The 19878-nt window shown below is 70.6% G+C and carries 17 protein-coding genes; 12 read left to right on the top strand and 5 right to left on the bottom strand.

Translation table 11 applies throughout. The features are described 5' to 3' along the window. The first annotated feature begins 45 nt into the window (after window positions 1–45). The 8 genes from AUV07_RS04145 to AUV07_RS04110 all read left to right on the top strand — a co-directional run bounded on the left by AUV07_RS04145 (window position 46) and on the right by AUV07_RS04110 (window position 9590). Window positions 46–1194, top strand: coding sequence for a M20/M25/M40 family metallo-hydrolase (locus AUV07_RS04145; protein ID WP_062634108.1), 1149 nt, complete (start codon window positions 46–48; stop codon window positions 1192–1194). A gap of 287 nt (window positions 1195–1481) precedes the next feature. Then, complete coding sequence (locus AUV07_RS04140) at window positions 1482–3314, top strand: ABC transporter substrate-binding protein (protein WP_082802841.1); 1833 nt, start codon at window positions 1482–1484, stop codon at window positions 3312–3314. A 72-nt stretch (window positions 3315–3386) separates the two neighbouring features. Beyond that, a complete protein-coding gene (locus AUV07_RS04135) occupies window positions 3387–4430 on the top strand; it encodes an ABC transporter permease (protein WP_062634106.1) in 1044 nt (347 codons plus the stop codon). Further along, window positions 4427–5341, top strand: coding sequence for an ABC transporter permease (locus AUV07_RS04130; protein ID WP_082758500.1), 915 nt, complete (start codon window positions 4427–4429; stop codon window positions 5339–5341). Before AUV07_RS04135 ends, AUV07_RS04130 begins: the two co-directional genes overlap by 4 nt. A 1-nt stretch (window position 5342) precedes the next feature. Further along, the gene (locus AUV07_RS04125) at window positions 5343–6992 is read left to right on the top strand and encodes an ATP-binding cassette domain-containing protein (RefSeq protein ID WP_062634104.1); all 1650 of its coding nucleotides are present in this window, start codon (window positions 5343–5345) and stop codon (window positions 6990–6992) included. Then, complete coding sequence (locus AUV07_RS04120; protein ID WP_062634101.1) at window positions 6989–7951, top strand: S66 peptidase family protein; 963 nt, start codon at window positions 6989–6991, stop codon at window positions 7949–7951. The genes AUV07_RS04125 and AUV07_RS04120 overlap by 4 nt, the downstream gene beginning before the upstream one ends. Continuing rightward, window positions 7948–8781, top strand: coding sequence for a serine hydrolase (locus tag AUV07_RS04115; protein ID WP_062634099.1), 834 nt, complete (start codon window positions 7948–7950; stop codon window positions 8779–8781). The genes AUV07_RS04120 and AUV07_RS04115 overlap by 4 nt, the downstream gene beginning before the upstream one ends. Continuing rightward, entirely contained in the window at window positions 8778–9590 is an 813-nt protein-coding gene (locus tag AUV07_RS04110; RefSeq protein WP_062634097.1) for a serine hydrolase, read from the top strand. Before AUV07_RS04115 ends, AUV07_RS04110 begins: the two co-directional genes overlap by 4 nt. Before the next feature lie 12 nt (window positions 9591–9602). On the opposite strand, the gene AUV07_RS04105 is transcribed toward AUV07_RS04110, so the two are convergent. Then, a complete protein-coding gene (locus tag AUV07_RS04105; protein ID WP_062634095.1) occupies window positions 9603–10652 on the bottom strand; it encodes a P1 family peptidase in 1050 nt (349 codons plus the stop codon). Between the two features lie 157 nt (window positions 10653–10809). On the opposite strand from AUV07_RS04105, the gene valS reads away from it, so the two are divergent. Further along, window positions 10810–13404 (top strand): valine--tRNA ligase, encoded by a 2595-nt coding sequence (gene valS / locus AUV07_RS04100; protein WP_062634092.1) that lies wholly within the window; start codon window positions 10810–10812, stop codon window positions 13402–13404. Then, window positions 13404–13613, top strand: a complete 210-nt coding sequence (locus tag AUV07_RS04095; RefSeq protein WP_062634090.1) for a hypothetical protein — start codon at window positions 13404–13406, stop codon at window positions 13611–13613. Before valS ends, AUV07_RS04095 begins: the two co-directional genes overlap by 1 nt. Window positions 13614–13697: 84 nt before the next feature. Here AUV07_RS04095 and AUV07_RS04090 read toward each other — a convergent pair whose 3' ends face one another. The 4 genes from AUV07_RS04090 to tdh are packed head-to-tail and all read right to left on the bottom strand — an operon-like array spanning window position 13698 to window position 16803. After that, a complete protein-coding gene (locus AUV07_RS04090) occupies window positions 13698–13916 on the bottom strand; it encodes a hypothetical protein (RefSeq protein WP_062634089.1) in 219 nt (72 codons plus the stop codon). Then, entirely contained in the window at window positions 13913–14527 is a 615-nt protein-coding gene (locus AUV07_RS04085; protein WP_062634088.1) for an ArsR/SmtB family transcription factor, read from the bottom strand. The genes AUV07_RS04090 and AUV07_RS04085 overlap by 4 nt, the downstream gene beginning before the upstream one ends. Before the next feature lie 54 nt (window positions 14528–14581). After that, entirely contained in the window at window positions 14582–15760 is a 1179-nt protein-coding gene (locus tag AUV07_RS04080; RefSeq protein WP_062634087.1) for a glycine C-acetyltransferase, read from the bottom strand. Beyond that, entirely contained in the window at window positions 15760–16803 is a 1044-nt protein-coding gene (tdh, locus tag AUV07_RS04075) for an L-threonine 3-dehydrogenase (RefSeq protein ID WP_062634086.1), read from the bottom strand. Before tdh ends, AUV07_RS04080 begins: the two co-directional genes overlap by 1 nt. Window positions 16804–16884: 81 nt before the next feature. Here tdh and AUV07_RS04070 point away from each other — a divergent pair, with 81 nt between their 5' ends. Together AUV07_RS04070 and AUV07_RS04065 are read left to right on the top strand one after the other, a co-directional pair. After that, a complete protein-coding gene (locus AUV07_RS04070; RefSeq protein ID WP_062634085.1) occupies window positions 16885–17817 on the top strand; it encodes a LysR family transcriptional regulator in 933 nt (310 codons plus the stop codon). Window positions 17818–17826: 9 nt separating this feature from the next. Beyond that, window positions 17827–19878, top strand: a complete 2052-nt coding sequence (locus AUV07_RS04065; protein WP_062634084.1) for a M3 family metallopeptidase — start codon at window positions 17827–17829, stop codon at window positions 19876–19878.

The following is a 19878-nucleotide window of genomic DNA, read 5'->3' as shown; positions in this document are numbered from 1 at the left end:
CGGCGGGTTGCGGGGCGATCAAGGGGCAAGATACGGTTCGTAACCGTGACGACTCTCTCGGCAGTGCGCGACGGGGACCATCCTTCCGACGACATCATCGCACTCGTGCGCGAACTCGTGCTGATCGAGACGCCGAGCCGCGACACGGGGGCGAGCGCCTGCATCGCCGACCTGCTGTCCGCCTGGTTCGCCGGCGTCGGCGGCAGCGTCCAGCGGATCCCGCACGAGCTCGGAACGGATCTCGTCATCGACGTCCCCGGTACCGGAGACCCGGTTCTCCTCGTCGGCCACACCGACACCGTCTGGCCGGCGGGCACGCTGACGGACGACCTGCCGTGGGCCGAGGACGGCGATGTCGTGCGCGGCCCCGGTGCCTACGACATGAAGGCCGGCATCGTGGTGATGCTCGAGGCCCTGCGGCACCTGCAGTCCGTGCCGCTCGAACAGCGGCGCGCCGTGCGGATCGTGCTCGTCGCGGACGAGGAGATCGGCTCCCCCGTCTCGGGCCCCCAGCTCGCGGAACGGGCCAGGGGCGCGGCCTGCGCCATCGGATTCGAGTCCCCGCATCCCGACGGCGCCCTCAAGGTCGGCCGCCGCGGCAGCGCCCGGGTGCGCATCGCCGTCACCGGCCGCGCGGCCCACGCCGCCCTCGACCCCGAGCATGGCGTCTCCGCGATCGACGAGCTCGTCGACCAACTCCTCCTGGTCCGCACGATCGTGACGGACCCGGAGCTTCCGAGTCCGGTGCTGTGCAACGTCGGCGTCATCGACGGCGGCGCGAGGACCAACGTGGTGCCGGCGCACGCGGCCGCCGAGATCGGCCTCCGCTTCCAAGACCCGGACAGCGAGCAGCGCGTCCTCAGCGCCCTCCAGGAGCTGGCACCGGTGCGCCCCGGCGCCCGCCTCGAGGTCGCCGTGCTGAGCGCCCGGCCCGCCTGGCAGGCCTCGGCGGAGGACACCGACCTCCTCACCCGGATCGCCGCGGCCGGTGCCGCGCTCGGCCAGCAGGTCGACGGCCGCCCCGCGGCCGGCGCGGGCGACACGAACCTCCTCGGCGGACAGGGTCTGCCGACCGTCGACGGCTTCGGCCCCCGGGGCGGCGGTGCGCATGCGCTGGACGAGCACTTCCTGCGCTCCTCCCTGCACGAACGCATCGCGCTTCTGCGTGCCGTGCTCACCGTCCCGGCGGAGTGACGATACGATTCCGGTTCCCGTGCCCGGGCCGAACCGGCCCGAGATACGTTCCGGATGTCCGCATCGAGGAGTCATCCTTCGCTCCCCTCGTTCCGATGCGCGCATCCTGGCATCCGCGTGTTTCCGCCGTGTTACACCCGCTCGACGGCCGGCGATCTTTCCGATCTGCGCGATTTTTCTTCCGCGATACGCATCGAATGTCTTGACCACGGGGCCGTCTTCCGCTTGCATGGTCAGCACCGACCCGGCTTCACTGTGGATCCGGGCGGCGCCCGAAGGGACCTTCCATGCGTCTTGCCCCCCGCTCCAGAACCGTGCGAAGTCTGACCGCCGCCGCGATCGCCTCCGCGCTCCTCCTCGCCGCTCCGGTCGGTGCCGCTCAGGCGCAGTCCGTCAGCGCCGCCACCGAATCCCCGGCCTCCGACACGACGCTCCGGATCGCTACCTCCGGATTCGTGGACACGTTCAACCCGTTCATCTCGATCTACCTGACGCCGACGAACATCATCCGGTACGTCTACGAGTCGCTCGTGCAGAACGACGCCGAGGACGGCTCCCCCACGAAGGGCCTCGCCGACAGCTGGGAGGCGACCGACGGCGGCCAGACGTGGACCTTCACCCTCCAGGACGACCTCGTCTGGTCGGACGGCGAGCCCATCACCTCCGCCGATGTGAAGTACACGTACGACCAGATGATGACGGTGCCCGCGCTCGGTACCGCCAACGGCAACCTCGTCTCCAACTTCGACACCGTCGAGGCCCCGGACGACAAGACCGTCGTGATCACCCTGAAGACCCCGCAGGCCCCGAACCCCGGCTCGGAGATCCCGATCGTCCCGAAGCACATCTGGGAGGAGGTCGACGACCCGACGACCTTCACCAACGACGCGGACGTGGTCGGCTCCGGCCCGTTCGTCCTCGACAGCTACTCGGCCAACCAGTCCATCGTGCTGAAGGCGAACGAGAACTTCTGGCGCGGCGCCCCCAAGACCGACGCGATCCAGTACGTGTACTACACGAACTCGGACGCCCAGGTGCAGGCGCTCAAGGCGGGCGACGTCGACCTCGTCACCGGCCTCACCCCCACCCAGTTCTCGGCACTCGAGGGCGTCGACGGCATCACCACGCACTCCGGTGAGGGCCGCCGCTACCACTCGATCAGCATCAACGTCGGTCAGCAGACCCGCGACAACGTGCCCTACGGCACCGGCAACGCCGCGCTGAAGGAGCTCGAGGTGCGCCAGGCCATCCGTCTCGGCACCGACACGGCCACCCTCCTCGACAAGGTCCTGGACGGCGAGGGCACGCTCGCGACGAGCTTCATCCCGGCGTCCTTCCCGAAGTGGCACCTGTCGGACGACGACGACGTGATCGTGGGCTTCGACCCCGAGGCCGCGCAGGCGAAGCTCGACGAGGCGGGCTGGGATCCCGGCGCCGACGGCATCCGCGAGAAGGACGGCCAGCGCCTGAGCCTGCGCCTGCTGACGGACGCGGACGACGCGAACGAGCAGTCCATCTCCGACTTCTTCGTCCCGTGGATGAAGGACATCGGCATCGAGATCACGGTCGAGTCCACCGACTCCGACACGATCAGCGCGAAGGCCACCTCCGGCGACTACGACCTGTACTTCAGCGGCTGGTCGGTCAACCCCGACCCGGACTACCAGCTGGGCATCAACACCTGCATGAACCTGCCGACCGCGACCGACGGCACCGGCGGCACCACGCAGGACGGGTACTGCAACCCGGAGTTCGACGAGATGTACGCCGCGCAGCGCTCCGAGATCGACGCCGAGAAGCGCCAGGAGATCGTGCACGACATGCTCGCGCTGAACTACACCGACACCGCGCAGGTCGCCACCTGGTACGCCAACTCGCTGGAGGCCTACCGCTCCGACCGCTTCACGGGCTTCACGCTGCAGCCGAAGGACGGCGGCATCATCGCCAACCAGGCCGGCTACTGGGGCTACCTCACCGTCGAGCCCGTCGAGGGCGCGACCGCCGGCGGCACCGGCACGAACACCGGACTCCTCATCGGAGGCATCGTCGTGGGGGTGGTCATCATCGGAGGGCTCATCTTCTTCCTGATCCGTCGCCGCAACATCGCCGACGTCGAATGAGTCCGGCGAGACGCCGCGGGTGGCGGGCCTCCGCCCCCGCGGCGTCTCCCGGTCCGCTGTAAGGAGACCCCCATGTCCAACGCGGTACCCCCGTCCACCTCCGCCATCGCGACGAGCGCCGCGGCCGAGGAGCAGCCGAAGGGCGTCGGCGCCCTCCGCTACTTCCTGGTCAAGCTCGGCGGCGCGGCCATCAGCCTGGCGATGGTGATCCTCCTCGGATTCTTCGCCTTCAAGATCCTGCCGGGCGATCCGGTGGCCTCGATCGCCCGCGAGCGCGGGATGAGCGCCGAACAGGCCGATCAGCTGCGCGAGCAGCTCGGTCTGAACAAGCCCCTGTGGCAGCAGTTCGTCGACTACCTCGGCAACGTCTTCACCCTGAACTTCGGCACGAGCTACGTCTACCGCACGTCGGTGTCCGACCTCATCGGCCAGTACTTCTGGAACACGATCCTCCTCACCGGCACGGCGGCGATCATCGCGATCGCCCTCGGCCTCTGGCTCGGACAGAAGGCGGCCTGGAAGCACGGTTCCACCTTCGACCGCATCGTCTCCGGCACGTCGCTCGTGTTCTGGTCGGTGCCGACCTTCTGGCTGGCCCTGCTGCTCCTGATGGTCTTCGGCGGCACGCTGCACTGGTTCCCGACCGGGGGCATGGTCTCCCCCAACCCGCCCACCGATCCGGTCGGCGCGGTCCTGGACGTGATCTCGCACATGGTGCTCCCGGTGATCACGATGGTCGCGGTCGTGTACGCGCAGTACCTCATGGTGATGCGCAGCTCGCTCCTCGAGGAGATGGGCGCCGACTACCTCACCACCGCGCGGGCCAAGGGCCTCCGGGAGGACCTCGTCCGCCGTCGGCACGCCGTCCCCAACGCGCTGCTGCCGACCGTCACCCTCGTCTTCATGCACATCGGCGGTCTCATCGCCGGGGCCGTCACGGTGGAGACGGTGTTCTCCTGGCCCGGGCTCGGGAAGCTCACCTTCGAGGCCATCTCCGGCCCCGACCTCCCGCTCCTGCAGGGCACCTTCGTGGTGTTCTCCACGATCATCATCGCGATGAACCTCATCGCGGACCTCATCTACCGGCAGCTCGACCCGAGGGTGAGGCGCGCATGACCACGGCATCCCCGACCATCCGTTCGCCCCGCGCCCTGGCGTGGCACCGCCGCGGCACCGCCTTCGTCGACTTCTGCCGGCAGTTCGCCCAGCACCGAGCGGGCATGGTGGGCCTCGTCTTCCTCGTGATCGTGGCGCTCATCGCGATCTTCGCTCCCGTGATCGCCCCCGCCAGCATGCTCGACGTCACGAAGCTCGTCGACGTGCAGCGCTTCGCCCCGCCGTCCTGGGAGCATCCCCTCGGCACCGACCATCAGGGTCGCGAGATCTGGGTCCGCATGGTGTGGGGCGCCCGGGTGTCCCTGCTCGTCGGCCTCGCCGCCACGGCGATGTCGATGATCATCGGCACCCTCGTCGGTCTCTCGGCCGGCCACTTCACCGGCTTCTTCGGCGGGCTGATGATGCGCATCATCGACTTCTTCCTCGTGCTGCCGTCGCTGATCCTCGCGATCGTGCTGTCGTCGGTGCTGAGCCGCGGGGTCTGGACGATCATCATCGCGATCGGCCTGACCTCCTGGGCCGGTACCGCCCGCGTCGTCCGCGCGCAGACCCTGTCCGTCGAATCGCGCGACTACATCGAGCGCTCGCGGGCCCTCGGCGCCGGGCACTGGCACATCATCATGAAGCACCTCCTCCCCGGGGTGCTCCCGCTCGTGCTCGCCAACACGACGCTCACGGTCGGCTCGGCGATCATCTCCGAATCCACCCTGGCGTTTCTCGGCCTCGGCGACACCACCCTGCAGTCGTGGGGCTCGATCCTGAAGAACGCGATGGACGTCTCCGCGGCGACCAGCGGCTACTGGTGGTACGTGCTCGTGCCCGGCATCGCCATCGTCCTCGTCGTGCTGTCGTTCACCCTGATGGGCCGCGCCGTCGAGAACATCACCAACCCGACGCTGAGGAGCCGCTGAGATGCCCGACCTGATCTTCGACGACGTCTCCATCACGTACCGCACCTCCGGGCGGTCGGGTCGGGACGAGGTGGCGGCCGTGCGCAACGTCTCGCTCACCCTCCCCGCCGGGCAGACGCTCGGCATCGCCGGCGAGTCCGGCTCCGGGAAGTCCACTCTCGCCATGAGCGTCCTGCGGCTCCTGCCGCGCAACGCCCGGCTCAGCGGCCGCGTGCTGCTCGGCGACCAGGACGTCGCCACGTTGTCCTTCGGGCAGTTGCGCGCCGTGCGCTGGGCGCAGACATCCATCGTGTTCCAGGGCGCGATGCACTCGCTCAACCCGGTCCGCACGGTGGGCTGGCAGCTGCTGGAGGCGCTGGAGCTGCACGCCTCCGACCGATGGAAAGGCGAGAAGGCGCGCAAGGAGCGGGTGCGGGAGCTGCTCGACATCGTCGACCTGCCGCAGCAGAAGAGCGAGTCGTACCCGCACGAGCTCTCCGGCGGCCAGAAGCAGCGCGTGATGATCGCGATGGCCCTCGCCTGCGATCCCGAGGTCATCATCGCGGACGAGCCGACCACCGCGCTCGACGTGATCGTGCAGAAACAGATCCTCGACATGATCTCGCGTCTGGTGGCGGAGCGCGGCATCTCGATGCTCATGATCAGTCACGACCTCTCGGTGCTCGCCACGGCGTGCGACCGGATCGCCATCATGCGCGACGGCGAGCTCGTCGAGGTCGGCGAGAGCTACGCGGTCTGCACGACCCCGCAGGAGGCGTATACGCGACAGCTCGCCGACGCCTTCCCCACGATCGGCGACCCCGCCTCGCGGATGGCCCCGGTGACGCGGCACGGCCGCGATGCGGACGACGTGCCGGAGATCACCCACGGCGACGCGGTGCTGCTGGAGGCGCGCGGACTCAACGTCACCTACCGCTCCGGCGGGCGCCCCATGCATGCGGTCCGCGACGTCGACCTCTCGGTGCGCAAGGGCGAGATCGTCGCGCTCGTCGGCCAGTCCGGCTCCGGCAAGTCGACCCTCGCCCGCGCACTCATGGGACTCCAGCCCGCCGACCCCGGGTCGCAGATCCTCTTCGATGGCGCACCGATCCCGTCGAAAGGGCGCGACCTCGCGCGGTTCCGCTCGCAGGTGCAGCTCGTGCTCCAGGATCCCTGGGCCGCCCTGAACCCCAAGCACAGCGTCTACGAGTCCGTCGCCGAGGGGCTGCGCGTGCAGCGCTTCCCCGGCGACGAGCGCGAACGCGTGGCACAGAGCCTCGCCGACGCGGAACTCACCCCGCCGGAGCGCTACTTCGGCGCCATCCCGCAGGAGCTCAGCGGCGGGCAGCGGCAGCGCGTCGTCATCGCCGGTGCGCTCGCCGTGCAGCCGCAGCTGCTCGTCGCGGACGAACCCGTCGCCTCGCTCGACGCGTCCGTGCGCGGAGAGATCCTCGGGCTCCTGCTGGAGCTGCGCCGCCGCCTCGGGCTCTCCGCCCTCGTCATCACGCACGACCTCGGTCTCGCCTGGAACATCGCCCACACGGTCGCGGTGATGTACCACGGACAGATCGTCGAGCACGGACCCACCGAAGAGGTGCTGCTGAACCCGCGGCACGAGTACACCCGGCACCTGCTGTCCGCGGCGCCGCGCATCGAGGAGAAGACGGCATGAGCACCCTGACGGAGGCGGCGGTGTCGCCGTATCTCGACACGGCTCCCCTGCAGCCCGGCGACACGGTGGCGATCGTCTCGCCGTCCGGTCCCGGCAACGAGGAGAACACGCAGCGCGCCGTCGGCTACTACGAGTCCTGGGGGCTGAACGTCCGGGTGGGTGAGCATGTCCTCACGCCCCACCCGCGCGCGTCGTACCTCGCGGGGCCGGACGACCTCCGCCGCGCCGACCTCGTCGACGCCTGGCTCGATCCGGACGTGGACGCCGTCGTCACGGCCCGCGGCGGCTACGGTGCCCTGCGCCTCCTCGACGGCATCGACTGGGCCGACATGCGCCGCGGGGCGCTGCGCCGGGACGGGCGGCCGAAGCTCCTCACGGGCTCCTCCGACGTGACCGCCCTGCACGAGACGTGGCGCGCGCACCTCGACGTCGCGACGCTCTTCTGCCCGATGGCGGGGAACAACGTCTTCCGCGATTCGGAGCAGGTGCGCGACGACGTGCAGCGCTGGCTCTTCGAACCCTGGCGCGGGCGGGAGCTCATCGGCCCGAAGACCGAGATCATGACGCCGGGCCGCGCCGAAGGGCGCTTCACGGGCGGCAACCTCAGCCTGCTCGCCGCCGGACTCGGCGCCCCGGAGGCGGACGTCCCCTCCCCCGGCATCCTGTTCCTGGAGGACATCACCGAGGAGCCGTACCGCCTGGACAGCTTCGTCACGCAGCTCCGGCGCGCGGGCCGTCTCGCCCAGGCGACGGGCATCGTGCTCGGCTCCTGGCACGAATGCGGCGACCTCGACCTCGTCCACGCGCTCATGCGGGACGAGTTCCAGGACGCCGGGGTCCCCGTGCTGTGGGAGCAGGGCTTCGGCCACGACCCGCACGCCCTGACCATCCCGCTCGGTGTCGACGGGGTGCTGGACGCGACCGGCGACGAGCCCCGCCTCACGGTGGGACGGCCATGATCGCCCTCCCGCCCCTCGACCCCCGTGTCACCTGGTCGATCCGGCTCGCCGACGCCGGCAGCGGGGAGACCCTGGCCGAGCACGAGCCGCACACGCAATGCGAGACCGCGAGCATCGGCAAGATCTTCCTGCTTCTCGAGGTCGCTCGACGGCTGGAGGCGGGCGCGCTCGCCGAGGACGACCGGATCGCGATCCCGGACGAGCACCGCGTCGAGGACTCCGGGCTGCTGTACCGCATGCACGATCAGCGCATCACGGTCCACGATGCGGCGCTCCTCGTCGGGGCGGTGAGCGACAACCTCGCCACGAACGCCCTGATCCACCTCTGCGGTCTGGAGGAGGTGCGGGCCGTCGCTCCGGCACTCGGGTACCGCGACACCGCCCTGCACGACTACATCCGCAACGAGCGCACCCCCGACCTGCCCTGGACTCCGTCGTTCGGCACCGCGGCCGAGCTGTCCGACGTGATGCGCCGACTCGGGGCGGGCGAGGCGTTCTCCCCCGCGGTGAGCGCCCGGGTGCTGGACTGGCTCGCCGCCGACACCGACACGTCGATGACCGCCGACGCCTTCCTCCTCGACCCCCTCGCCCACGTCGAGGCCGAGTATCAGGGCATGGTGCTGCGCCACAAGACCGGCAGCGTGAGCTTCGCCCGCGTCGACGTCGGGCTGCTGCGGGGCCCGAGGGCCGCCGTCGCGTATGCGGTCACGGCGAACTGGAAGGACTCCGCGGCCGATCTCCGCGCGCCCGTGCTCGACGGCATGCGCGCGGTCGGCGAGCTCATCCGCGCGCACGTCACCGGACGCGCACGAGACGAGGAGGACGCATGAGCGCGATCGACGTGGAGCTCCCCGACGAGAACGGCACGGTGTGGTCGATCCTCGTCCAGGACATCGACTCCGGCGAGGTGCTGCTGCGCCATGACCCGGAGGCGGTGCAGGACACGGCGAGCGTCGGCAAGATCTTCCTCCTGCACCGCCTCCTCGCCGAGGTGGACGCCGGCACGCGGACTCTCGACGAGCGCGTGACCCGACGGCCGGTCGAGGCGATCGAGGACTCCGGCCTCTGGCACCTGCTGCAGGCGTCCGAGCTGTCGCTGTACGACGTGGCGGCGCTCATCGGGGCCGTGAGCGACAACGCCGCGACCAACACGCTGGGCCGCGTCATCGGCATCCCGACCGTGCAGGAGCACACGCGCGCGCTCGGCTACACCGCCTCGGCCCTCGACGACATCGTGCGGTGGCCGATCCCGCCCGGTGCCCCGAAGACGCTGTCGCACGCCAACGCCGCGGAGCTCGTGCTCTTCATGTCGCGCCTGGCCGACGGGACCGATCTCTCCCCCGCCTCGGCCGACACGCTGCGCCGCTGGCTGGGCGCGGGCATGGACCTGTCGATGGTCGCGTCGGCGTTCGACCTCGACCCGCTCGCGCACTGGGGCTTCGATCGCGGCGTCTGGCTGTTGAACAAGACCGGCACGATCTCCCGCGTCCGCGCCGACACCGGGATCGTCATGTCCCCTACCCGCCGGATCGCCTACGCCGTCCTGGCGAACTGGGACCGGGGCGCCGACGGACGCGGACCGGTGCTGGCCGCCATGCGCCGCATCGGCGAGGGCATCCACGCCGCGCTCGCCGACTGAGACCGCCGCGGCTCAGACGACCCCGGCGCGAGCCAGGCGTTCCCGCACCCGATCGATCGGCACCGCGTGCGCCGTCCGCCCCTCGGGGCCCACGGTGGTCTCCGCGGACAGCACCGAGTTGACCAGCGCCTCCTCGACCGCATCCATCGTCGCGGCGAAGAGCGGCGAGAGCTCGTCGTCCGCCGCCGGACCGCCGTCCGCTTGGTCGTGCACCGAGAAGGCGATCGCGTAGTCGCCGCTGCCCTGCGCATAGTCGGCGCCGACACCGCGCATCGCGAACACGGCCCGGTTCGCCACGCGGCCGAGCTGCCGCCCGTCGACGGGCGCGTCCGTCGCGACGACGATCATGCAGGAATTGCCGACGGGCTGTGCCGGAGCATCGGCGAGGAGCTCCTCCGCGGGCAGCGGCACGCCGGCGATCCGCAGCGTGCCGCTGAAGTTCGTCTGCACGAGCGCCCCCACGGTGCGCGAGCGCCCCGCGACCGCGACCAGCCGCGATGCCGTGCCGATGCCACCCTTGTACCCGAGGGCGACGGTCCCGGCACCGGCGCCCACACCTCCCTCGGCGACCGCCCCCGGAGCCGCCGCAGCCAGGGCCGCCGCCACCTGCTCCTCTCCGACGGCTCGGCGGCGGATGTCGGAGAGGAACCCATCGTTCGTCTCGCCCACCACCGGGTTCAGCGTGGTCGTCCGTGCGTGCGCCGGCGTCGCCAGCAGATGCCCGAGCAGCGCATCCGCGACGCGGAACACGGACAGCGTCGAGGTCAGCAGGATCGGCGTCTCCAGCGCCCCGAGCTCCCGCAGCTGTGTGACGCCGACGAGCTTGCCGTAGCCGTTGCCCACGGAGAGGTTCGCGGGAAGGCTCCGACGCTCGGCGGTGAGGGCGTCGGGGACGATCGCCGTCACGCCCGTGTGCAGACCGTCGCCGTGCAGCGTGGCGTGCCCCACCCGCACACCGGGGACGTCGGTGATCGCGTTCTCCGCGCCGCGCGGGAAGGCTCCGGACGGCACACCGAGGTCGGCGAGACGGGGACGGGAGGACGAGGACGACGGCGGTGTCATGCTCCGATCCTTCCAGCGTCGGAGGGGCCGACCGCAGCGCCGCGCCGGAGGCTCCGCCGGGTCGAGCGCCCCGCCCGTGCGCTCGATAGACTGGGCGGCACCACCCACACTCAGGCACGCTCACACAGTGCCGCATACATCGCTCGAGGAGACCTCCATGTCCGCCATTCCCGACAAGCCCGCACTCGAAGGTCTCGAAGCGAAGTGGGACGCCGCCTGGGCGGAGCAGGGCACGTACCTGTTCGACCGTCTGCGCGCCGCCGAGCTCGGCCGTGAGGGCGTCTACTCGATCGACACCCCGCCGCCCACAGCCTCGGGCAGCCTCCACATCGGTCACGTGTTCTCCTACACGCACACCGACGTCAAGGCCCGATACGAGCGGATGCGCGGCAAGACTGTGTTCTACCCGATGGGCTGGGACGACAACGGTCTTCCCACCGAGCGCCGCGTGCAGAACTACTACGGTGTGCGCTGCGACCCGTCGCTCCCCTACGACGCCGACTTCACCCCGCCGTTCGAGGGCGGCGACAACAAGTCGAGCCGGGCCGCGGACCAGCAGCCGATCAGCCGTCGCAACTTCATCGAGCTGTGCGAGCGCCTCACGATCGAGGACGAGAAGCAGTTCGAGGCGCTGTTCCGTCAGCTCGGGCTGAGCGTGGACTGGACGCAGACCTACCGCACCATCTCCGACGACACGATCCGGCAGAGCCAGCTCGCCTTCCTCCGCAACATCGAGCGCGGCGAGGCGTACCAGGCCCTCGCGCCGACGCTGTGGGACATCGACTTCCGTTCCGCGATCGCGCAGGCCGAGCTCGAGGACCGCGACCAGCAGGCCGCGTACCACACGATCGAGTTCCCCTTCGCGGACGGCTCCGGATCCATCGCGATCGACACCACGCGCCCGGAGCTCCTCCCCGCGTGCATCGCGATCGTGACCCACCCCGAGGGGCCGCACAAGCACCTCATCGGCACCAAGGTGCGCACGCCCTACTTCGGCGCCGAGATCGAGATCCACGGCCACCACCTCGCCCAGCCCGACAAGGGCACGGGCGCGGCGATGGTCTGCACCTTCGGCGACGTGACCGACATCATCTGGTGGCGCGAGCTGCGCACCTCCGCCGGCGAGTCCCTGCCGAACATGACGACGATCGGTCTCGACGGCCGCTTCCTGGCCGAGGCCCCGTCGATCGTGGCCGACGCCGACGCACGCGCCTGGTACGCGGAGAACGTGGCGGGCAAGACCGTCTTCAGCGCCCGCAAGGCGATCGTGGAGAAGCTGCAGGAGACCGGCGACATGACCGCCGTCGGCAAGCCCTTCCAGCACGCCGTGAAGTTCTTCGAGAAGGGCGACCGCCCGCTCGAGATCGTCTCGACCCGGCAGTGGTACATCCGCAACGGCGCCCGTGACGGGGAGCTGCGCGATCAGCTCCTCGCGCACGGCACCGAGCTGGCGTGGCACCCCGACTTCATGCGGGTCCGCTACGAGAACTGGGTCGGCGGCCTCACGGGCGACTGGCTCGTGTCCCGGCAGCGGTTCTTCGGCGTGCCGATCCCGCTCTGGTATGCGCTGGACGAGAACGGGGAGCGCGACTACGACCGCGTGCTCACCCCGGATGCGGCCGCGCTGCCCATCGACCCCACCACGGATGTGCCGGCCGGCTACACCGAGGCCCAGCGCGGCGTGCCGGGCGGGTTCGACGCCGAGGCCGACATCCTCGACACGTGGGCGACATCGTCGCTGACCCCGCAGCTCGCGGGCGGCTGGCAGCGCGACGAGGAGCTGTGGCAGCTCACCGCTCCGTTCGACCTGCGCCCGCAGGGACAGGACATCATCCGCACCTGGCTCTTCTCGACCATGCTGCGCTCCACGCTCGAAGACGGCCGCGCCCCGTGGAAGAACGCCGCCATCTCGGGCTTCATCGTCGACCCCGACCGCAAGAAGATGTCGAAGTCGAAGGGCAACGTGGTCACCCCGGCCGACGTGCTCGACGCCCACGGCTCGGACGCGGTGCGGTACTGGGCGGCGTCGAGCCGCCTCGGCATGGACGCGGCCTTCGACCCGCAGAACCCGACCCAGGTGAAGATCGGCCGGCGCCTCGCGATCAAGGTGCTCAACGCCGCCAAGTTCGTGCTGTCGTTCCCGGTGCCCGAGGGCGCTCAGGTGACGCACGCGCTCGACGCCTCGATGCTCACGGCACTCGACGGCGTGGTGGCCGAGGCGACCGCGGCCTTCGACCGGTATGACGCGGCGCGGGCGCTGGAGCTGACCGAGGCGTTCTTCTGGACGTTCTGCGACGACTACCTGGAGCTCGTGAAGGAGCGCGCCTACAACCAGAACGACGTGGGCCAGGCCTCGGCCGCCCTCGCGCTGCGTCTGGCGCTGTCCACGTTGCTCCGGTTGCTCGCACCGGTGCTCTCCTTCGCCACCGAGGAGGCCTGGTCGTGGTTCGAGGAAGGCTCCGTGCACACCGCAGCGTGGCCCGAGAAGCTCGGCATCGAGGGCGACCCGGCCGTGCTGGCCGCCGCGAGCGAGGCGCTCATCGGCATCCGGCGCGCGAAGACCGAGGCGAAGGCATCGCAGAAGACCCCGGTCTCCCGTGCCGCCATCGCCGCTCCCGCCGCGAAGGTCGAGGCCCTGCGCGCCGCGGCGGACGACCTCCGCGCGGTCGGCCGCATCGCCGAGCTCGAGATCACCGAGGCGGAGGAGTTCGCGGTCACCGCGATCGAGCTCGCCCCGGTCGAGGCCTCCTGATGCAGCTCGGCACGCGGTGGGCCACGGATGCTCAGCCGCCCGCGTCGGTCCCCGAGGCGCTGCGTCCCGCCATCGCCGAAGTCGAGTCCCGGGGCCTCACCGGCCACTGGACCCTCACCTGGCTCGAGGGCCGCGCGATCGCCGAGCTCGACGCCGGCTGGGAGGTCCTCCAGACCGCGTCCGGTGAGGTCATCGCCCGCCCCTTCTGATCCCCGAGACCCCGCTTCATCGTCGAGACCCCCTCCTTCCCGCGCGGGAAGGAGGGGGTCTCGACGCGTTCCCGGGGTCTCGGGTCAGCGGCGCGGGGCTCCGAGCTGCGCGAGGAGATGATCGACGGCATGCGGGTCGTGGCGGCGGGCCTGCTGTTCGCGGAGGAGATCGAGGGCGAGGGTCCGCCGCTGTGCGCGCCGCTCGATCCGGTGTTCGATCATGGCGGTGACCCGGTCGGCGAGGCGCAGCAGACTGCGCTCCGTCCGCGTGGGGCTGACGAGGTGGAGGGTCGCGGCGGTCATGATGCCTCCTTCGTCTCGGTCGTGGCCGCACCATCCGGTGTCGGCAAATCGAAGATCTCGGCGCGGAGGGAAACGCGGCGCACGTCGGGCCCCTCCTGACCGCGGTACCGCGCGATCGCCTTCTCCACGACCGCCTCCAGCTCGGCCCGCAGCGACATCGCCTGCTCCGCGGTCATGTCCAGGTGCGTGGTGATCGTCACGCCCACGTCGCGCCAGCCCTCGGGGACCTCGGACTCCGAACGGTTGAGGTACTGCATCAGGGTCTCGTGCCGGAGCCGGAAGAACTCCGACGTGACGATCTGTGCCGCGGCACGGTTGGCCGGCGACATCTGCTCGTCCGGGCCGGGTACATCGATGCGTCCCTTCGGACGCTCCCACCATCGCTCCCGAGCCGTGCCCCGGCCTTCCACCTCGCGGATGAGGTCGTGGGCGGCGAGGGCGCGGAGGTGGTAGCTGGTGGATCCCGAGGTCTCCCCGACGAGCGCCGCGAGAGAGCTGGCCGTCTGAGGACCGCGAGAGGCGAGCAGATCGAAGATCCTGACCCGCAGTGGATGGGCGAGCGCTTTCAGCGCCCCCGCATCCAGCGTTCGTACCTGCGTCTCGTGCGTCATGAATGCAAAGATACGCTTGCAAATAACTCTTTGCAAGCGTTTCTTTGCATCCGATCAGCTCACGGCCTCTCGGGCCGCGACGAAGGCCGCTACGCAGCGCTCCACCTGGTCGGGCGTGTGCGCGGCGGAGAGCTGCACCCGGATCCGCGCCTTCCCGCGGGGCACCACCGGGAAGCTGAACGCGGTCACGTACACGCCCTGGTCCTGCATCGCCGCGGCGATTCGGGCGGTGAGACCGGCATCGCCGAACATGACGGGCACGATCGGGTGCTCGCCCGGAAGCAGGTCGAACCCCTCCTCCGACATCCGGGCGCGGAACAGCGCCGCGTTGTCGCGCAGCCGCGCCCGGAGGTCGGCCGATCCCTCGACCAGGTCGAGCGCGGTCAGCGTGCCGGCCACGATCGCCGGAGCGAGGGTGTTCGAGAACAGGTACGGGCGGGAGCGCTGACGCAGCAGCGCGACGATCTCCGCGTGCGAGGCGACGTACCCGCCGGAGGCGCCGCCCAGCGCCTTGCCGAACGTGCCGGTGTAGATGTCCACGCGATCCGCGACGCCGCACAGCTCCGGGGTCCCGCGTCCGTTCTCGCCGACGAAGCCGACCGCGTGCGAGTCGTCCACGAAGACGAGCGCGTCGTAGCGTTCCGCCAGGTCGCAGATCTCGGTCAACGGGGCGATGTAGCCGTCCATCGAGAAGACACCGTCGGTCACGATCACGCGGAACCGGGCATCGGCGGCCGCCCGCAGCTGCTCCTCCAGATCCGCCATGTCGCGATTGCGGTACCGGAGCCGGCGCGCCTTGGACAGCCGGATCCCGTCGATGATGGACGCGTGGTTCAACTCGTCCGAGATGATCGCGTCTTCGGCGGAGAACAGCGTCTCGAAGACACCGCCGTTCGCGTCGAAGCAGGAGGAGTAGAGGATCGCGTCATCGGTACCGAGGAAGTCCGCGAGCCGACGCTCCAGTTCGAGGTGCTGCTCCTGGGTGCCGCAGATGAAGCGGACGCTCGCGAGCCCGTACCCCCACTCGTCCAGGGCCGTCCGGGCCGCAGCGAGGATGCGCGGGTCGTCGGCCAGCCCCAGGTAGTTGTTGGCGCAGAAGTTGAGCACCCCGGCGCCGTCGGCCGTGATCTCCGCCCGCTGTGGTCCGCGGATGCCGCGCTCGCGCTTGGTGAGCCCCACCTCCTCGATTCCCGCCAGCTCCTGCGCCACATGGTCCTTGAAGGTCGCGTACATCACAGCTCCGTCCAGTCGAGAATGATCTTGCCCGTGCCGGCGGACTCCGCCGCCGCGAATCCGCGCTCCCAGTCGCGCGCCGGTACGACCTCGGCGATCACCCGGCCGATCGCTTCGCGCAACGTCGCACTCGTCTGGAGCATCGCGCCCATGGCGTTCCACGTCTCGAACATCTCCCGGCCGTAGATCCCGGTGATCGTGAGCATGTGCGTGACGAGCTTGCCCCAGTCGATGTCGAACCCGGTCGACGGCAGCCCGAGCATGGCGATGCGTCCGCCGTGGTTCATGTTGTCGATCATCGCCGGGAGCGCCGACGCCGCGCCGCTCATCTCGAAGCCGATGTCGAAGCCCTCGCGCATGCCGAGCGCCCGCTGCGCGTCGCGGATCTCCTGGCGGGAGACGTCGACGACCTCGTCGGCTCCCATCCCGCGGGCCATCTCCAGACGCGGCGCGCTCACGTCGGTCCCGACGATGAAGCGGGCGCCCGCATGCCGGGCGACGGCGATCGCCATCAGGCCGATCGGACCGCACCCGGTGACGAGCACGTCCTCGCCGACGAGCGGGAAGCGGAGGGCGGTGTGCACGGCGTTGCCGAGCGGGTCGAAGATCGCGCCGAGCTCCGGGGTGACCTCGGCGTGGTGGACCCACACGTTCGTCGCCGGCAGCGAGAGGTACTCGGCGAAGGCGCCGTCGCGCTGCAGCCCGAGTCCGATCGTGCGGATGCACATCTGCCGCCGCCCGGCGCGACAGTTCCGACAGGTGCCGCAGACGATGTGTCCCTCGCCGGACACCCGGTCGCCGACCGCGATGTCGTGGACGAGCGGCCCGACCTCGACGACCTCCCCGTAGAACTCATGTCCCGGGATGAGGGGCGCGGCGATCGCGGAGGCCGCCCAGTCGTCCCATCGCCGGATGTGCAGATCGGTTCCGCAGATGCCCGTGCGGAGGACACGGATGACGACCTCGCCGGGACCCGCGACGGGGTCGGGACGCTCCACGAGCGCGAGGCCGGCGCCGGGTTCCTCCTTGAACAGAGCTCTCATGCTCTGATCTCATCGCATCCGTTGCTGTAGAACAATCGGCATCTTCTGCATCGTCTCTATAGCGGAAACTAAACTGTCGTCGTGGAACTCCATCAGCTCCAGATCCTCCGCGAACTCGGAGCGCTGGGAAGCGCGACCGCCGTCGCCGAAGCGCTCCGGGTCACCCCCTCCGCGGTCTCGCAGCAGCTCGCCGCACTGCAGCGCTCCTTCCCGGCCCCGCTCACCCGTCGCCAGGGCCGTACCCTCGTGCTGACCGCCGCCGGCGAGGTCCTGGCAGCAGCCGGAGCTGAGGCCATCGACGCGATGGCGGCGGCACGCCACGCCCTGGACGACTTCGAGGGCGCGGCGACGGGAGAGGTGAGCATCAGCGGCTTCCACAGCGTCGGTCAGGCGCTCTTCGGCCCACTCGTGCGCGAGCTGTCCGGCAAGGAGCACGCCCCGACCGTGCGTCTCACGGACGAGGACGTCGCGCAGAGCGAGTTCCCCGGTCTCACCGCGCGGTACGACCTCGTCCTCGCCCATCGGATGGAGCACTCCGCGCCGTGGCCGACCGAGGGCGTCCGCGCCGTAGGTCTCGTCCGCGAGCCTCTGGACGTCGCCGTCTCCGCCGAGCACCCTCTCGCCGGTCGCCGCACCCTCTCGCCGGACGAGATCGCCGACGAGCAGTGGGTGACGAGCCGTGTGGGGTACTCCCCCGACGACGTGCTCCGCGCCGTCGCCGCCGTCGCCCGCCGCCCGGTCGAGGTCCGGCACCGCATCAACGACTACGGTGCGGTGTCGGCGGTGGTCGCGGCCGGCGGCGTCCTGGGGATGCTCCCCCGGTTCACCTCGCGCAGCGTGGACGATCGCGCCATCGTGCGCATCCCGCTCCGAGGCGTGAGCACGCACCGCATGATCGACGTCCTCGCACGGCCGGAGAACCTGCGCCGCCGCTCGGTCCGTGTCGTCGTCGACGCCCTGCGAGAGGTGATGACCCGTCTGAGCACGGAACGTTCCGGGGACGGCGATGGCTAGGCTCGGAGGATGAGCGACGCCACGAACCCGCTGCTGCAGCCGTCGACCCTCCCCTTCGGGCTCCCGGACTATCGGGCCATCCGTCCGGAGCACTACCTCCCCGCCTTCCGCGCCGGGTTCGCGGAGCAGCTCGCCGAGGTCGCGAACATCACCCGCGTGCGGTCGATGCCGACGTTCGAGAACACCCTCGAGGCGCTGGAGAGGTCCGGCGCGCTCCTCGACCGGGTGGCGCACGCGTTCTACACGGTGAGCTCCGCCGATGCCACGCCGGAGATCCAGGAGATCGACGAGGAGCTCGCGCCACTCATGGCCGCCCACCAGGATGCGATCACGCTCGATGCGGCGCTCTACGCGCGCGTGGCCCACGTCTACGAGCAGCGCGAGGCGCTCGACCTCGATCCCGAGCAGCGCTACCTCGTGGAGCGCTACCACCGCGAGATGACGCATGCCGGCGCCGCGCTCGACGACGAGGCGAAGGCGCAGCTCACGGCTCTGAACCAGAAGCTGTCGGTGCTCACGAACACGTTCGAGCGGAACCTGCTGAGCGATACGAACGACCTCGCCGTGGTCTTCGACGCCGCGGCCGACCTGGAGGGCCTGAGCCCGGGTGAGCTGTCCGCCGCCGCACGCGCCGCGGCCGACCGCGGGCTCGACGGCCGCTACCTCCTCACGCTGCCGCTGTTCACCGGCCATCCGGCGCTCGCCCGGCTCGCGGTCCGGGAATCCCGTCGCCGGATCATGGCGGCGTCGCGCGCGCGGGGCTCGCGGGACAACGGCAACGACAACCGTCCGGTGCTGCGCGAGATCGTGCGCCTCCGTGCCGAGCGCGCGCGCCTCCTCGGGTACCCGTCGCATGCCGCATACATCACCGCCGACGAGACGGCGGGCTCCCCCGAGGCCGTCGAGCGGATGCTGCGACGACTGGCCGCGCCCTCCGCGCGCAACGCCCGCGCCGAACGGGACGCGCTCCAGGCCATCGTCGACGAGACCGAACCGGAGCCTTTCCCCGTGGAGGCCCACGACTGGGCGTTCTACACCGAGCGCGTGCGCACCGCCCGCTACGACATCGACACCGCCGCCCTGCGCCCCTGGTTCGAGGCGGAGCGCGTGCTACAGGACGGCGTGTTCTTCGCGGCGACCCGCCTGTACGGGGTGACCTTCCATGAACGGCACGACCTCGCGGCCTACCACCCGCAGGCCCGCGTCTTCGAGGTGCGCAACGCCGACGACTCCCCGCTCGGGCTCTACGTGCTCGACCTCTACACCCGCGACTCCAAGCGCGGCGGCGCGTGGATGAACGCGATCGTCAGCCAGTCCCGGCTGCGCGGCAGCGCCCCGGTCGTGGTCAACAACCTCAATGTCCCGCAGCCCGGGGACGGCGAGCCCACGCTGCTGACGCTCGACGAGGTGACAACACTGTTCCACGAGTTCGGGCACGCTCTGCACGGCCTGTTCGCCACGGTGACCTACCCGCATTTCGCCGGGACCAACGTGTTCCGCGACTTCGTCGAGTTCCCCAGCCAGGTGAACGAGATGTGGATCCTCTGGCCCGAGGTCCTCGACCACTACGCCCGGCACCACGAGACCGGCGAGCCGCTGGATCCCGCCATCGTGGAGCGGCTGCGGGCGACCGCGACCTTCGACCAGGGGCACGCGACCAGCGAGTACCTCGCCGCGGCATGGCTGGATCAGGCGTGGCACCGGCTCTCCGCCGAGGACACAGTGGACGATGTCGCCGGCTTCGAGGCGGCCGCGCTGGCGGACATCGGTCTCGACGACCCCGCCGTCCCGACCCGGTACTCCTCCACCTACTTCGCCCACGTCTTCTCCGGCGGCTACAGCGCCGGGTACTACTCGTACATCTGGAGCGAGGTGCTCGACGCCGACACCGTGGAGTGGTTCCGGGAGAACGGCGGCCTCACCCGCGCCAATGGGGACCGCTTCCGCGACCGGCTGCTCGGCGTCGGCGGCTCGAAGGACCCGCTGGCCGCCTACCGCGACTTCCGGGGACGGGACGCCGAGATCGAGCCGCTCCTGAAACGCCGTGGACTGGACTCCTGA

The organism is Microbacterium sp. CH1 (assembly GCF_001595495.1).
Classification (GTDB): domain Bacteria; phylum Actinomycetota; class Actinomycetes; order Actinomycetales; family Microbacteriaceae; genus Microbacterium.
Note: the sequence above shows the minus strand (reverse complement) of the source record. Positions and strands in the feature narration are given on the sequence as shown.

Coding starts and splice junctions, on each gene's coding strand:
- AUV07_RS04140 (WP_082802841.1), top strand. CDS start 1,482: ATGCGTCTTGCCCCCCGCTCCAGAACCGTGCGAAGTCTGACCGCCGCC.
- AUV07_RS04135 (WP_062634106.1), top strand. CDS start 3,387: ATGTCCAACGCGGTACCCCCGTCCACCTCCGCCATCGCGACGAGCGCC.
- AUV07_RS04130 (WP_082758500.1), top strand. CDS start 4,427: ATGACCACGGCATCCCCGACCATCCGTTCGCCCCGCGCCCTGGCGTGG.
- AUV07_RS04125 (WP_062634104.1), top strand. CDS start 5,343: ATGCCCGACCTGATCTTCGACGACGTCTCCATCACGTACCGCACCTCC.
- AUV07_RS04120 (WP_062634101.1), top strand. CDS start 6,989: ATGAGCACCCTGACGGAGGCGGCGGTGTCGCCGTATCTCGACACGGCT.
- AUV07_RS04115 (WP_062634099.1), top strand. CDS start 7,948: ATGATCGCCCTCCCGCCCCTCGACCCCCGTGTCACCTGGTCGATCCGG.
- AUV07_RS04110 (WP_062634097.1), top strand. CDS start 8,778: ATGAGCGCGATCGACGTGGAGCTCCCCGACGAGAACGGCACGGTGTGG.
- AUV07_RS04105 (WP_062634095.1), bottom strand. CDS start 10,652: ATGACACCGCCGTCGTCCTCGTCCTCCCGTCCCCGTCTCGCCGACCTC.
- valS (WP_062634092.1), top strand. CDS start 10,810: ATGTCCGCCATTCCCGACAAGCCCGCACTCGAAGGTCTCGAAGCGAAG.
- AUV07_RS04095 (WP_062634090.1), top strand. CDS start 13,404: ATGCAGCTCGGCACGCGGTGGGCCACGGATGCTCAGCCGCCCGCGTCG.
- AUV07_RS04090 (WP_062634089.1), bottom strand. CDS start 13,916: ATGACCGCCGCGACCCTCCACCTCGTCAGCCCCACGCGGACGGAGCGC.
- AUV07_RS04085 (WP_062634088.1), bottom strand. CDS start 14,527: ATGACGCACGAGACGCAGGTACGAACGCTGGATGCGGGGGCGCTGAAA.
- AUV07_RS04080 (WP_062634087.1), bottom strand. CDS start 15,760: ATGTACGCGACCTTCAAGGACCATGTGGCGCAGGAGCTGGCGGGAATC.
- tdh (WP_062634086.1), bottom strand. CDS start 16,803: ATGAGAGCTCTGTTCAAGGAGGAACCCGGCGCCGGCCTCGCGCTCGTG.
- AUV07_RS04065 (WP_062634084.1), top strand. CDS start 17,827: ATGAGCGACGCCACGAACCCGCTGCTGCAGCCGTCGACCCTCCCCTTC.